Here is a 12,141-nt window from a genome sequence, read left to right as displayed (position 1 = left end):
GGAGGCAATTATGGCAAATATAAGGGACAACCTGCTGTACAGGCTTAGAAAGAAAGGTGTGAGGGTACAGACGCGAGAACGCACGATATACTTTGCGCACGACGGCATGCCTTTCACAATCATACAGATACGGCGATTGTGCAAAGAGTATCATTTTAATGTACAATTAGAAATATAAAAAACATATTATGAAAAAGATAAAGGATTTAACAGTAACTGTAACCTATACAGTAGGTTTATGTGATGTTGAAGTCAGCGAGAAGGTCTTTAACGCTCTAAATGCCTTGGCAGATAGAGGATGCGTACATTGTAACCTTGTAGGACAGGACGAGCAAGTGGACACAGCGTTTGAGTGGCTTGGGGACAACATCAATGAAGGAGATGCCTGTAATTGGGAATATGAAATTGAAGAAATGGAGGACTATAAAAATGAATAAGAAAATTTACATCAGTGGTGCGATAGCGCACTATGACATGGACGAGCGCAAGGCAGCCTTCAAGGCAGCCGAGGAGCGCCTGAAAGCAAAGGGCTATCACCCCATCAACCCGTTCAACAACGGTCTGCCTCAACCGGGCGACTGGCGCAAGCACATGAAAGTGGACATCGGACTGCTGCTGCAATGCGATTACATCTACATGCTGAAGGACTGGTGGGTGAGTAAGGGTGCGAAATTGGAACTGGACGTGGCGACGAGCTGCGGCATACAGCCAGTCTTTGAGGAAGAGGAAAGGAAAACCTGCTGCATCTGCGGCAAAGAGATAGAGGGGATAGGTAATAATCCCTATCCTGTGAGAACGGAAGGACGGTGCTGCCGATATTGCAACTATACCGTGGTACTGCCCGAAAGAATAAGACTATCAAAACAAGATCGCTATGAGCAAGGAAAGACGGATGATTGAAATCACTCCGGGGCGTATGAGTCCGGGTGGGCGTATGACAGACCGCATCGAGAGCCGTGGACACAGTTGTCCTTACTGTCAAGGGAACGGCTACCACTGGCAGGAGGACGAGTGGCAGGAACGCTATAAGAAGGAGTGCCCGATATGCAAGGGCAGCGGCAGGCTCGACGCCGTGATAACCGTCGAGTGGAAAGCAGAAGAATAGCAATGGAAAGAAATAAATACAGCAAGATAATCCTATCTGAGGCAGAACAGCAATGGATGCGCAATAACTTCTGTAAGACCAAAAACGCGGAAGTGGCAGAACACCTTGGTATCTCGCACAGAACAGTAGTGAGGATTGCACGGGATATGGGATTGGTGAAACATCCAGACTTTACAAAAGCCATGCAGCGAAATGCTTCCGAACACGCTGCCAAAAGGAACAAAGCCAATGGTGGCAATGCTGGAACGAAGAACCTGTTGATTTACGGCAAGGCTTACCGTTTTAAGAAAGGCGAGCGGCAGAAGGACAAAATGTCGGCAGAAGCCTTTGACGCCATGCACCGTCGCATCGGTGAACAGCGAAAGAATACCATCAAGGCAGAGAAACGCAGGGTATTATTCGGTCTGGAGCAAAAGACAAAGCTCCGTGTAGTGCAGGCACCGAAAGAGAAAATATGCCTCCGTAATGGTTTGCGCAAGAAAGGCTATGAGATAGCCCGTGCTTCCAATGAGGCATTCATAACAGCGGCTACCCATCGTTCGGAAGTGATGGAGCGCAGGGCAATATCAATGGGTATGAGTTTTACATCAATTTAACAGCAATGATTATGAGTAATTTTTTAGAAGAAATCAAGAGACGTATTCAAGTGTGGCACGAGCAGCATGCGGAACGCATTGAGGCTGCCCGCCAGGCTGCCCTTGACGCAGAAGCACGGGAAGTTGTGCAGGTTATGGAGTTCAATGGTGAACTGTTCGCCAGCGTGAACGGTGTGCCTTTATTCGGTGTTGGCGACATCAAGGGAACTTTGCCTGAGGTTGTTGCCAACGCAAGGAAGAACTATAAAGACTGGAAGGAGGAAAAGTTATGGTAGCGGAGAGGAATTACGCTCGTTTCTACTGTCTGCTGAAGCAGCTTCCGGGTGCGGACAAGGCGACGCTGGTGGAGCAATTCACAAATGGGCGTACAAAACACCTGCATCTGATGGCTTCCACGGAATATGACGCAATGTGCCGTCAGCTGGAAGATGTTGCAGGCTATGACGAGCGTCGGCGCAGTCTGCGGGAAGGCTTGCGTAAGGCACGGAGCGGAGCACTGCATCAGATGCAGTTATATGGCATTGATACTACTGACTGGAATCGTGTGAATGCCTTCTGCCAGGATAAGCGGATAGCCGGCAAGCAGTTCAGGGAACTGGACACGGAGGAACTGAACGCCCTGAATACAAAATTGAGAATGATAATCAGAAAGAAGTCAAACCAATAAAACAACGAACAATGGAAACAAAAGTAAACATCAAGGATTTGAGCAAGGAGGAGCGGGCAAAGCTGCTCGCCGAGTTGCAGAACGAGGAGAAGCAGAACCGCATCGAGCGGCGCGAGACCTACGAGGGCCTGCGTGGGGAGATGATGCACGACGTTGAGCAGCGCCTGATGCAGGTGGTAACAGATGTGAGAGGCTTTCACGATTGGCTGTCGCAGGAAATCGAGGGTTTCGTAGCCATTATGAAGGACTACGGGCAGGTACGCAAGAGCGACCAACGCAGCTACACCATCACTGACGGTAACTTCCGTCTGGAGATAGCGAGCAATAAGGTGAAGGGCTTTGACGAGCGTGCCGACCTTGCGGCGGAGCGACTAATTGACTATCTAAAGCGCTATATGCAAAAGAGCGAGAAGGGAGCGGACGACCCGATGTACCAGATGGCGATGACGCTGCTGGAGCGCAACAAGGCGGGCGACCTGGACTATAAGAGCATATCGAAGCTCTATGAACTGGAGGACAAGTTCGACAGTGAGTACGGCGAGATTATGGCTCTGTTCAAGGAGGCCAATGTGGTGCAGAAGAACGCCGTGAACTACTACTTCCAGAAGCGTAACCCTGAAACGAATGTGTGGAGCCGGATTGAGCCGAGTTTCTGTCGTATGTAGCCTGAAATCTGTTTATAGGATTAACGTAAAAGTCGCTAAATGAAAGGTTTAGCGACTTTTTGCGTTTAATATCAATTAAATTTGTTATATTTGCCTGTCAGTTGTGTGTGTGGAGTATGAAAAAAGGTCGGAACAGTAATTTAATCGCATTGCGAGACGAGGCTTTATGCCGTCGTTACTACTATTGGACGGAGGTACAACGCCTCCGTTTCGATGATGCGCTGCGTCTGCTCTCTACCCGGGAGTTCTTCATCAGCGAGGAACGCATTATGGCCATTATCCGGAAGAAGTGCTCCGAGTTGAAGGACATAGACGTGCGGCCTGTTCCGAAAGTGCGCAAGCCTCACCTGACAGCGAAGCAGCTTGAACTGTTCCAGGACACTGCTGTCTAATCCTCTGTAGCCGAGTCATCATGCAACTCAAACTGAAAGACATACTCATAAACCTTAATCATTCCCGGCAGGGAGTAGCATCGGCTCTTTGTACGGCACATCGGTCCCATATCCTGTGAGTGCAGGGAGTCCTGAAGCACGGCATAGAGTCGGTTTGCCATACGGAGGCGCTCGGCGACTTTTTCCGTAGTACTTGACCCTATATGTGTATCATCGTAACAGTCAATAGCGAGGCGCGCTGTAAGCGATACTATTCCTTTCTGCGTTCCCATGCCAATATCGTTCCAGTCCGCCTCCATATTACCTACGAGGGCACAGGGGAAAGTTACGGGGTAAGTATCCTCATCGGTTTCCAGTTGTCCGTAGTCCTCATCTACGAGCGACAGTTCCGGCATTTCACGACTGATGAGTTCGAGGATTGAAATAAAAATCTGCTCCATAATTATATTTTTAGAATTTTCGTAATTTCTTGTTCTGTTTTTTCATTGATTTTTCTGGTGAGTTCCGCACTTTCTCCGAGAAATCTGCGCTTGGGGATCTTGATGCTTAACTTCTGCTTTTTGGTCAGAGCAAGGGCTTTCCAGAACCCTGCGGCAGCATTTTCCTTCGTACCGGCTTTCTTTGTTTTCCTCTTGTTTTTCTCCCTGCCCGTAACTTTGTGATACATCGCCCAGGCAAAGCGGCGCATCTTGGGTGTTACCGTCGGATTGACGGTGCCACCCTCATTGTGTATGGCAGCGTATGGCACCTCGTTGGCGACCTTGACTCGGTAGTCTGCTGGCACATATTTGATAGAGCCGAAGAGGTGGTTACGCCCAGAGAGAAGCGGGCCGTATGCTGCCGAAGCGGAACTGGAGCCAGAGCATTGCCGTTTGGTAACGGGCCACTTTTTCAACCCATTATTGACAAAACCTCCCTTGCGGAAATTGTCCTGATAATGATCCTTTGCCATACGCCCGACAATGACAGGAAGTTTCCTGCGCATGAGTTCTCCCAGTTCCTTTTTATGCTGCTCTATGAGTTTTATGTAATCTTTTGCGTCCATAAATTTGTTTTTTCAAAAATAAGTTGTATATTTGCAGTGGATTCATAGGAAGTAATTTCTGTATGTTTCCAAATGCGCCGGGGTGTTCCATGAGAAACCCGGCTTTTTTATTCTATATCAAATATCAAAATATCTTTTTGCCCTTTAACTACACAATACACATGCTTGAGATACCTTTCGACAGGCTCTCCCTTATTGTCTCTTTGATATTTGAAGAAGTTGATAGATCTCTCCATTTTTTCCCTGTCGAAGAGGTGTGCGTTATGAAAATACAAACAAAGAGAATCTGCACTTGCAGATATGTCCTCTCTGCTATTGAAACGCCTTAACTGGTCATTCTTCTTTCCAAAGATATTTGAGTACCATCCATTTCCCGTTACAGAGCGTATATCCATAAGTACACCATCCAACTCCATATCAAGTGCTGGCAGCTGCTGCCCATTTTTTCTTTTCAGTTCATCCAGGAAAAGAACTTTATGTCCCATCTTGAATAATAGAGTCTGGCATTCGTTTTCGAGGTCGGTCGATGTTAGCCCTCCGAAGAAACGCTCGGCTCTCGGTCCATCGTGGGTAATGTGCCCTATATGATTTGCGCTCAGCCCACCAGTTTTCTTGTCGAATTTTACAGATGTGTAACTGTCGTCTTTGAGTAATCTCCTATACTCTTCCCTGCGCTTCTTGATGAGTTCCTTTTTGTCGTTGGCTATTTTTTCAATGCGTTTGTTTACATATTGGCAGGTATTACAGTGTTTCTTCCTGTTTTGGAATGTATAACGTAACCTATCGGATATTGTCGGCGTATAGAAAGGACAATGCTCACAAGAGTCTGGGAAATATGGATGATCATCGGAGAAAATCTGTGCCGTTGTACCTGGATTACCTTTAAGTCCTGACTGAGGGTTATTGCCACCACTATGATGTTCTGGACTATCGGCAGGTATAGGGGTAGCGGGGTCATCGGTGCTGGAGAGACTGCACTTGCAGTTCCAGCGGTCGCCCGGCCGGTGATGGTTCCAGAAATCGTCGTCGATGGGGCGGACGGTCCCCCAGTATCGCCGATGGTCCTCACCAGGGTGAACACTCGTCGAGGGCATCCACCTGAGGTTTGGCAGCACATCAGCCTCGCGCCAGAACTGCTGCCAGTCGGCAGCCTGATGCGCCCTTATGACAGCCGTGTCGTATTCTGTCTTGAGCCATGCCCCACACTGGTGCGAGGCAATGGGCATGACCTCCTTCAGCCACTGGTTGAACGGTTTTAGAACACCGTTTGAGTCGAGCAGTCGCGCCGCCATATCGTTCTGTGCCCGATGTACCTTGAAAGCCGAGAACACGTCTCCGGAGTGCCGCAGTTGCTCGTAGAAGTCATGATCGGGGTCGGTCACCGTGCGTGGCTGGAAACCCTCATCGGCAGCCTGATGGAATATGCCGCTCACGGCTCCATATAGCAGCGGCTCTATCTCCGTCTTTATATTGAACTTCTTGCGGTAGATATTACCGAGTGCCTTTACCAGCAATTCTTCATCGAATTGCAGACTGGAAGCCGGTGCGTTGTCCGCATCGAAGTATATATGATTGACTACCAGTCTAAACGAGCCCCGTCCTGCGGGGCTTTCGCGAAAAAAGAGCGGAGGCGGTCCTTTAACTTTGAACTTTGAGATTTGTGATTTGAACTTTGACTCTCATCCGTGTCCCCCTCATCTTCTTTATTTGGCTGCATCATTGCCTGTTGCCTGACTTTTCTATCTTCCTCCTGACGCTGTTTCTGCCGGTCGTAGTCCTTTGGTTTTTCTATGCTGAATTTCTCATAGAGGTAATCGTCATCGATAGGGAGCGAGAATGTCGTATGCAGCTGTGTAAGGACGCTCATCTCGGTATTGGGATCAATGTCTTTCTTTTCAGGGAAGCAGAACTTGCCCCCTGAGGTGTCAATGCCCATGTGGAAGAAGATGTCGGTCATATCATAGTTGAGCACGCTGAGGACATATTCGCGGTCAGCCTTCGCCACATTGTCCTCCACCTTCTTGTGCACCGTGCCAAGCGCCTGTGTACCCTTCTCTGACGATTCCGTGGTGAGGGTGTTTCCGAGAATCAGTTTTGAAATCTCACTGTTGCATCGTTCTACGAGCCGCTCATACACATCGGCAGAGCCTGTCTTGTTGCCGGCCTCACGCAGTTGCAGCTCGGTATCCTTGCCATGAATGAAAGTGGCGAGGGAGCCGATAGAGTTGGCATCCTGCAATGCACGGGTTCTTGACTCCTCGTCGTCGGTGTCATAGATGTACTCCTGAATAGGCATGCCGAACACCTCGGAGAACTGTGCCCAGTCGGCGGTGGTGTTACGCTTATAGATAACCCATGGCGCAGCCTTGGCAAGCAGTCCGAGATCGGTACCTCTCCCGACGAAGAGCAGGTCGGTAAACTCGTCCCATGAGGTGCCCTGAATGTCGGTCTGGTATTTTAGAATCAGTTTCCGCACCGGCTCCACATGCTTTCTTGGAATGAGGTCGTAGTCTATCCATTCCCCATTCTTGAAGAACTGCATCAGCGAGAAGCCCCAGAAGCGCGCGTCGAGAATGTCGGCCACGCAACGATAAAACCATGGTGATAGTATTTGTTCATTGATATGGTCATCGGGCTTTCCGTTTCGCTGAAACTCTATGGGAGAGCACAGCACGGCGTTCTTGCGTTTTTCCATGACGCTCGACAGGTGGGTGTCGAGCAGAATGTCCGTGTAGAGGTCATAGAGTTTTGAGCGCTGTGCGTAATCAACATTCTCGGCAGCCTTGACCGCGCTCATAAAGTCGCCCGTGTCGATATTGAACCGCTTGGGCTGCGTGATACGGATGATGGCAGGCTGCCGCTGTCCCGGACGTGGCACGTTTCCACTGACGGTGATACGCCCTTTTGCATTTTGTTCTTTATTCTTTCTGCTCATATTATAATCTGTTTATTCGTTTTGGATTGCTCTTGAACATCAGTGCCGATTTTCTCGCCCTGTCCTCCTCCGGCAGTAGCGGTGCGCCGTCGATGGAAACCTCCTCGTTTGCCACAGCCTTCATCCATTCCACCGCCCTCTCATAGCGGTCCTTGCGTACCTGTGAGAGTTTCTGAGGGTTGTGTATGCAGAATATGTGGTACACGGCAATGTCAATGACCATCATCAGTATAAGCTGGTTGCGCTCTTCGCCCGATGCTGAGAAGATGGCGTTGCAGTCGTAACGTTTGGAGAGGTAGCCCCGCATCTCGGCGATGGCCCTGTCCTCGCAAATCTCAACGAGTGTCTCATCGTCCCTTACAAGCGCATCGAGGATTTCGCGGTGTACGCTTGCGTCATAGTCCTTTATATCAACAAACTGGCTCATAATCTATATTTGTTTCTGTTTCTTACACTTCTTCGCGACTGTGTGAGTGGGCGGTCAGCCCGCTGTGCCGTCTGGTCAATCTTACGGTTTCCGCCCTCAACGGCATCAGGACCATCGGCAGGGTATTTGAGTGAGAGTGTGAAGAGCTTGAACTGGTCCTCCAGTTCCTTCATGTGCGGATTGTCGCGTTCAGTCTCGTTGAGAATCAGGTTTCCCTCGCGGTTCATTGGTTCAAGGTTTGCCTCGATACGCGTTGCCTTGTCTGTCTTTTTCTCCTCATCACCTTGAATATAGAGCGTGATGTTTTTCTCCTTACGCACCTTTCGGACGAGCGGGCGGAACACTTGCTGGAAGAACGGATCCTGAAGTTTATTGTTCTCCATCCAGCAATATACGGTACTGCGCCCTGCCACATATTCGAGCAGCTGCACATACCAGTCGATAAACTCGGCATTGAGTGCCTGTGCGAGGCGTGCCTTGATGACATAGAGTTTACTGTCTCTCTTTCCAAGGAGCATGACCGCCTTGAAGGACTTGCCCTTCTTTCCTTTCGATTCTCCCGGTGCAGGGTCGCCGTAAATGACGAGGAACTTGAACTTGGAGAGCGGCGGCACCTTGCCATATACCACCTGCTTGAATATCTCCCCCTCCGAGATAGGATTGTTGAAATACTCATGCTGCTGCGACAGCGTGGAAATCTTTGAGAGGGTACGGTCGATGTGCTCCTCCGTGTTCTTTTGCGGCCATGTACTCTTGCCGTTCCTGTCGCGTATGTTGATGATGTCCCAATGGTCGGCAATCTCCCCAGCGCGGGTTATGCAGCAGTCCCTTGCGATAATGTTACCACAAAAGACTATGAGCGTAGGCTCGGAGGTGGAGCGTGTAGGATAAAGTGCCTGTTCCCACCATTCCCACCGCTTCTGAATGACGTCGGGGTTCTTAGTGTCCTCATCAGTATCGAAGTCATCAACGAGCAGCACATCGGGGCGTATGGCCTCGTTACGGGAGCCACGAGGCGATTGCCCGGCACCGATTGCCCGGAATGCACCCCCTTGCTTGGTAATGAACTCGTCCTCGGTCCACGCCCCTATGGACTGCTGTCTGCCATAATAGGCAATGATGCGCCCGTTGGCTTCAAGGTTTCCCCTGTACGGTGCCAGTAGCCGGATGGCGTTGTCCTTGCTGTTGGAGGTAAGGATAACATTCTGCTTGCGTCGCGTGAGAACGAGGTACATGACGACGAACATCGTAATGGTGGACTTTGCCAACTCTCGTGACCACGAGAGAACCTCGTACCATTCATCGTTCGCAATCATACGGCGGATAGCGCGTTTCTGAAAGTCGGCAAACTCATACTTGGCATAGTTGGGGAAGAAGTATTCTATCCACTCTATGGGATGCGCCTCCAGATAAAGGCGGTGGCGTTCACGCTCGGCAACGCTCATCTCCTTATCAACAGGTGTGGCACGCATGATGTCCTGGCGGTACTTCTCCCAGTCGAGCAGCGCGTTTCTGTCAGCTTGCTTCATATATGGGTGGGTTGAATGTTAATGTTTACAGGAGCGACTTAATAAATGCGTCTGATAATTGTGTGAGTTCCTTTGCCTTGTCGAGGTCTATGGGGCGCAGGAATTCGATAAACTTTGTCTGCACGCTGATGACATCAGCAATGCCGACATCGGTCTCCATCTTCCGGATAGCGGCAGACAACTTGCCGAGGATGTCCGCCTCGGCATTACTTGCGAAGCGCGCTCCCTCCGGCTTCTCAGCTATCTTCCGGTTTATCTCGGCTACCTGCCGATAGAGATTTGCTACTTGCTCCTCACGGGTGAGCGTGAGTCCGACCTTCTGTTCCTCCCATTTTCCATCGGCTATCCAACGATTGACGGTAGCGCGGGACACCCCCACGCGGTCGGCTATCTCCTGCTGTGTGAGATTCTCCTTGAGATAGAGCGTTTTTGCCCATTCCTTCTTCTGTGTGTTGCTTAATTCCTTTGCCATATTTGAAAAATATAATGCAAAGGTGGCTTGTTTTTGTGGTGTTTGCAAATCGTGTCCGTATGATAAAACTTTGTATCGTAATAAGTTGATTATAAGTATTGTATGATAAAAAGGCGATTTGCAAACTTGTGAAAAATCCCCCACCTTTGCATTGAAAAGCGATAATTGGCTGCGCTCGGCAAAGCTGGAAGTGGTTCCGCTCTGCTCTCGCTTGCACAATCATTGCATCGTAAAGCGAACCCACAATAATACGACAACGACAAATGAATAGATTTTTCAACATCATCCCCGGCGAAGACACCTGCTGCATCCTGCTGTATGGAGACATAGGCGACAACTATGGAGCGGTGACGAGCGGACAGATTACCCGTGAACTAATGGCAGCGGAATCGGCATACAAGAATATTGATATCCGTATCAACAGTGTCGGCGGCGAGGTCTATACTGGCATAGCCATTTTCAACGCCCTGCGTGCAAGCAAGGCGAACATCACCCTCTATGTAGATGGTGTGGCAGCGTCTATGGCGAGCGTCATAGCCCTTTGCGGAAAGCCGGTATATATGAGCCGCTATGCCCGGCTGATGCTTCATAGCGTGAGTGGCGGTTGCTACGGCAACAAGAAAGACCTGAAGGAGGTGCTTGAGCAGATGGAGAGTCTGGAAGACACGCTGTGCCAGATGTATGCCGAGCGACTGGGCAAGGATACGGCGGCGGTAAAGGCTGCCTATTTCGACGGTACTGACCATTGGCTGACGGCAGACGAAGCCCTTAGCCTTGGGCTGATTGACGGCATTTACGATGCAGACCCTGTGCCGGAGGACAGTACGCCAGAACAGATATATGCAATATTTAATAACCGGCTCAATGAGCCACTAAACATTTCGGACATGAACTTTGAAGAATTGAAAAAACGTCCGCAGTTCAAGGACTGCGCGACGGAGGCCGACGTGCTGGCACGCCTCGACCAGTTGGAAACCACTGCTGGGCGCGCTGACAGTATCGGTAAGGAGAATGACACGCTGAAGGCAAAATTGAAGGACTTTGAGGATGCGGCAGAGGCAGCGGCGGCAGCAGCGCGCAAGGCCCTGCTCGATGCCGCAGAGAAAGACGGTCGCATCAATGCGGAGACACGCCCCGTCTATGAGAACCTGCTGAAAGAGCACCCCGATGACGGCAAGAAGGCTTTGGCAGCCTTGCCAACAAAGAAAATGGTAAGGGACACCCTGCAGGGTGGCAATCCTGGTGATGAGAGTCCCTGGGAGAAGCGCCAGCGTGAGATCCGCGACAAATATCACGGAAAGTAAAACCTGTAAATAATTATTTCATAAACAATGGCAATCAATATTAAAAACACCAACTACAATGGCGAGGTGCTGGAGCAGCTCCTTACCGTTGCGACGACCAACAACGAGATTGTGGGCAAGGGACTTATCCACATTATCCCGAATGTGTCGAAGAAAGTATCCATTCCCCGTCTGCGCACAAGCAAGATGTTGCAGCAGCAGAAGGAAGATCCCCAGGTAAGCGACTCGAAGGGTGGCTTCGATTATTCGGAGCAGAGCCTGAACCCTGTGGACTTCATGGCGTTCACGGTTTTCAACCCGCGCACATTCGAGAGCGTATGGCGTCAGTTCCAGCCTAAGGGCGACCTCGTTTTTGCAGAGCTTCCACCTGCCGTACAGAACCAGCTTCTCGACGCCCTGTCAAAACAGGTACAGTTCGAGTTAGGGAACCACTACATCAACGGCGTACAAGGTGATGACGATGACCATCTCTTCAACGGCATCCTGACACAGGCTGCAAAGGACCAGGACGTTGTCGTCGTAAGTTCGAATGAAACGACAATGGTTGGCCGCCTGAAGGCAGTGCGTGCAAAAATTCCTGTAGCGATGATTGAAAACCCGAACCTCCGCTTCCTGATGAGCCCTACGGACTTCAACAAGTACGATGACGAGCTGACGGCCCGCGAGTACAAGAACCGTGACGAAACCACGCGCAACCTGAAGATGTACAAGGACATCAAGATTGAGACCCTCGCGGCATGGCCTGATGACCTTATCGTGGCCACGCTGTGCAGCCCCGACGCAATGACGAGCAACCTGTTTGCGGCCGTGAACCTCCAAGACGACGAACATGTCATCAAGATTGGTCCTGTGAGCAATATGAGTGAATTGTACTTCTTCAAGATGCTTATGAAGGCAGACACTAACATTGCCTTCGGTGAGGAATTCATCGTGCTGGACAAGCGTTCCTCACCAAAGTTCCTTGCACACGGATAACCATGTGGACAGCAGAGATTTAGTATAAA

Annotated in this window: 17 protein-coding genes and 1 pseudogene; 11 read left to right on the top strand and 7 right to left on the bottom strand. The window is 50.1% G+C overall.

The genetic code is table 11. The features are described 5' to 3' along the window. Nucleotides 1-10: 10 nt before the first annotated feature. From ETF27_RS11300 to ETF27_RS01325, 9 genes are all read left to right on the top strand, one after another. Nucleotides 11-178: a hypothetical protein gene (locus ETF27_RS11300; protein ID WP_193557203.1), complete on the top strand. Its 168-nt coding sequence runs from the start codon at nucleotides 11-13 to the stop codon at nucleotides 176-178. Between the two features lie 10 nt (nucleotides 179-188). Beyond that, nucleotides 189-437: a hypothetical protein gene (locus ETF27_RS01360; protein WP_007175469.1), complete on the top strand. Its 249-nt coding sequence runs from the start codon at nucleotides 189-191 to the stop codon at nucleotides 435-437. Then, complete coding sequence (locus tag ETF27_RS01355; protein WP_147785362.1) at nucleotides 430-900, top strand: DUF4406 domain-containing protein; 471 nt, start codon at nucleotides 430-432, stop codon at nucleotides 898-900. The genes ETF27_RS01360 and ETF27_RS01355 overlap by 8 nt, the downstream gene beginning before the upstream one ends. Beyond that, the gene (locus tag ETF27_RS01350; protein ID WP_147785361.1) at nucleotides 875-1,105 is read left to right on the top strand and encodes a hypothetical protein; all 231 of its coding nucleotides are present in this window, start codon (nucleotides 875-877) and stop codon (nucleotides 1,103-1,105) included. The genes ETF27_RS01355 and ETF27_RS01350 overlap by 26 nt, the downstream gene beginning before the upstream one ends. A 2-nt stretch (nucleotides 1,106-1,107) precedes the next feature. Continuing rightward, nucleotides 1,108-1,701: an RpiR family transcriptional regulator gene (locus ETF27_RS01345; RefSeq protein ID WP_147785360.1), complete on the top strand. Its 594-nt coding sequence runs from the start codon at nucleotides 1,108-1,110 to the stop codon at nucleotides 1,699-1,701. Nucleotides 1,702-1,712: 11 nt separating this feature from the next. After that, entirely contained in the window at nucleotides 1,713-1,976 is a 264-nt protein-coding gene (locus tag ETF27_RS01340) for an Atg14 domain-containing protein (protein WP_147785359.1), read from the top strand. Next, nucleotides 1,970-2,368: a hypothetical protein gene (locus tag ETF27_RS01335; RefSeq protein WP_147785358.1), complete on the top strand. Its 399-nt coding sequence runs from the start codon at nucleotides 1,970-1,972 to the stop codon at nucleotides 2,366-2,368. The genes ETF27_RS01340 and ETF27_RS01335 overlap by 7 nt, the downstream gene beginning before the upstream one ends. Nucleotides 2,369-2,379: 11 nt before the next feature. After that, entirely contained in the window at nucleotides 2,380-3,033 is a 654-nt protein-coding gene (locus tag ETF27_RS01330; RefSeq protein ID WP_147785357.1) for a DUF3164 family protein, read from the top strand. A gap of 116 nt (nucleotides 3,034-3,149) precedes the next feature. Continuing rightward, the gene (locus ETF27_RS01325) at nucleotides 3,150-3,425 is read left to right on the top strand and encodes a transposase (RefSeq protein ID WP_147785356.1); all 276 of its coding nucleotides are present in this window, start codon (nucleotides 3,150-3,152) and stop codon (nucleotides 3,423-3,425) included. On the opposite strand, the gene ETF27_RS01320 is transcribed toward ETF27_RS01325, so the two are convergent. The 7 genes from ETF27_RS01320 to ETF27_RS01290 form a co-directional block, all read right to left on the bottom strand. Further along, nucleotides 3,422-3,865, bottom strand: coding sequence for a hypothetical protein (locus tag ETF27_RS01320; protein WP_147785355.1), 444 nt, complete (start codon nucleotides 3,863-3,865; stop codon nucleotides 3,422-3,424). The genes ETF27_RS01325 and ETF27_RS01320 overlap by 4 nt on opposite strands. Before the next feature lie 2 nt (nucleotides 3,866-3,867). Next, nucleotides 3,868-4,470 carry a phage virion morphogenesis protein gene (locus tag ETF27_RS01315; RefSeq protein WP_147785354.1) on the bottom strand — a complete coding sequence of 201 codons (603 nt, stop codon included), beginning with the start codon at nucleotides 4,468-4,470 and terminating at the stop codon, nucleotides 3,868-3,870. 107 nt (nucleotides 4,471-4,577) lie between these two features. Then, nucleotides 4,578-6,053 (bottom strand): phage minor head protein, encoded by a 1,476-nt coding sequence (locus tag ETF27_RS01310; RefSeq protein ID WP_193557205.1) that lies wholly within the window; start codon nucleotides 6,051-6,053, stop codon nucleotides 4,578-4,580. Beyond that, on the bottom strand, nucleotides 6,047-7,405 hold the full coding sequence (locus ETF27_RS01305) for a phage portal protein family protein (RefSeq protein ID WP_147785352.1): 1,359 nt from the start codon (nucleotides 7,403-7,405) through the stop codon (nucleotides 6,047-6,049). Before ETF27_RS01305 ends, ETF27_RS01310 begins: the two co-directional genes overlap by 7 nt. Nucleotide 7,406: 1 nt before the next feature. Next, nucleotides 7,407-7,832: a phage protein Gp36 family protein gene (locus ETF27_RS01300; protein ID WP_147785351.1), complete on the bottom strand. Its 426-nt coding sequence runs from the start codon at nucleotides 7,830-7,832 to the stop codon at nucleotides 7,407-7,409. Further along, nucleotides 7,829-9,361 carry a hypothetical protein gene (locus tag ETF27_RS01295; protein ID WP_147785350.1) on the bottom strand — a complete coding sequence of 511 codons (1,533 nt, stop codon included), beginning with the start codon at nucleotides 9,359-9,361 and terminating at the stop codon, nucleotides 7,829-7,831. Before ETF27_RS01295 ends, ETF27_RS01300 begins: the two co-directional genes overlap by 4 nt. Nucleotides 9,362-9,386: 25 nt before the next feature. Next, the gene (locus ETF27_RS01290) at nucleotides 9,387-9,833 is read right to left on the bottom strand and encodes a helix-turn-helix domain-containing protein (protein ID WP_007175455.1); all 447 of its coding nucleotides are present in this window, start codon (nucleotides 9,831-9,833) and stop codon (nucleotides 9,387-9,389) included. 263 nt (nucleotides 9,834-10,096) lie between these two features. Here ETF27_RS01290 and ETF27_RS01285 point away from each other — a divergent pair, with 263 nt between their 5' ends. Further along, nucleotides 10,097-11,137 carry a head maturation protease, ClpP-related gene (locus ETF27_RS01285; RefSeq protein WP_147785349.1) on the top strand — a complete coding sequence of 347 codons (1,041 nt, stop codon included), beginning with the start codon at nucleotides 10,097-10,099 and terminating at the stop codon, nucleotides 11,135-11,137. 27 nt (nucleotides 11,138-11,164) lie between these two features. Further along, nucleotides 11,165-12,097, top strand: a pseudogene (locus ETF27_RS01280) (hypothetical protein); the annotation flags it as partial. Between the last annotated feature and the right edge of the window lie 44 nt (nucleotides 12,098-12,141).

Origin of the sequence: Prevotella brunnea (assembly GCF_008016795.1) — a bacterium.
Taxonomy (GTDB): Bacteria; Bacteroidota; Bacteroidia; order Bacteroidales; family Bacteroidaceae; genus Prevotella; species Prevotella brunnea.
This window is presented reverse-complemented; position numbering and strand designations above follow the sequence as displayed.

Coding starts and splice junctions, on each gene's coding strand:
- ETF27_RS11300 (WP_193557203.1), top strand. CDS start 11: ATGGCAAATATAAGGGACAACCTGCTGTACAGGCTTAGAAAGAAAGGT.
- ETF27_RS01360 (WP_007175469.1), top strand. CDS start 189: ATGAAAAAGATAAAGGATTTAACAGTAACTGTAACCTATACAGTAGGT.
- ETF27_RS01355 (WP_147785362.1), top strand. CDS start 430: ATGAATAAGAAAATTTACATCAGTGGTGCGATAGCGCACTATGACATG.
- ETF27_RS01350 (WP_147785361.1), top strand. CDS start 875: ATGAGCAAGGAAAGACGGATGATTGAAATCACTCCGGGGCGTATGAGT.
- ETF27_RS01345 (WP_147785360.1), top strand. CDS start 1,108: ATGGAAAGAAATAAATACAGCAAGATAATCCTATCTGAGGCAGAACAG.
- ETF27_RS01340 (WP_147785359.1), top strand. CDS start 1,713: ATGAGTAATTTTTTAGAAGAAATCAAGAGACGTATTCAAGTGTGGCAC.
- ETF27_RS01335 (WP_147785358.1), top strand. CDS start 1,970: ATGGTAGCGGAGAGGAATTACGCTCGTTTCTACTGTCTGCTGAAGCAG.
- ETF27_RS01330 (WP_147785357.1), top strand. CDS start 2,380: ATGGAAACAAAAGTAAACATCAAGGATTTGAGCAAGGAGGAGCGGGCA.
- ETF27_RS01325 (WP_147785356.1), top strand. CDS start 3,150: ATGAAAAAAGGTCGGAACAGTAATTTAATCGCATTGCGAGACGAGGCT.
- ETF27_RS01320 (WP_147785355.1), bottom strand. CDS start 3,865: ATGGAGCAGATTTTTATTTCAATCCTCGAACTCATCAGTCGTGAAATG.
- ETF27_RS01315 (WP_147785354.1), bottom strand. CDS start 4,470: ATGGACGCAAAAGATTACATAAAACTCATAGAGCAGCATAAAAAGGAA.
- ETF27_RS01305 (WP_147785352.1), bottom strand. CDS start 7,405: ATGAGCAGAAAGAATAAAGAACAAAATGCAAAAGGGCGTATCACCGTC.
- ETF27_RS01300 (WP_147785351.1), bottom strand. CDS start 7,832: ATGAGCCAGTTTGTTGATATAAAGGACTATGACGCAAGCGTACACCGC.
- ETF27_RS01295 (WP_147785350.1), bottom strand. CDS start 9,361: ATGAAGCAAGCTGACAGAAACGCGCTGCTCGACTGGGAGAAGTACCGC.
- ETF27_RS01290 (WP_007175455.1), bottom strand. CDS start 9,833: ATGGCAAAGGAATTAAGCAACACACAGAAGAAGGAATGGGCAAAAACG.
- ETF27_RS01285 (WP_147785349.1), top strand. CDS start 10,097: ATGAATAGATTTTTCAACATCATCCCCGGCGAAGACACCTGCTGCATC.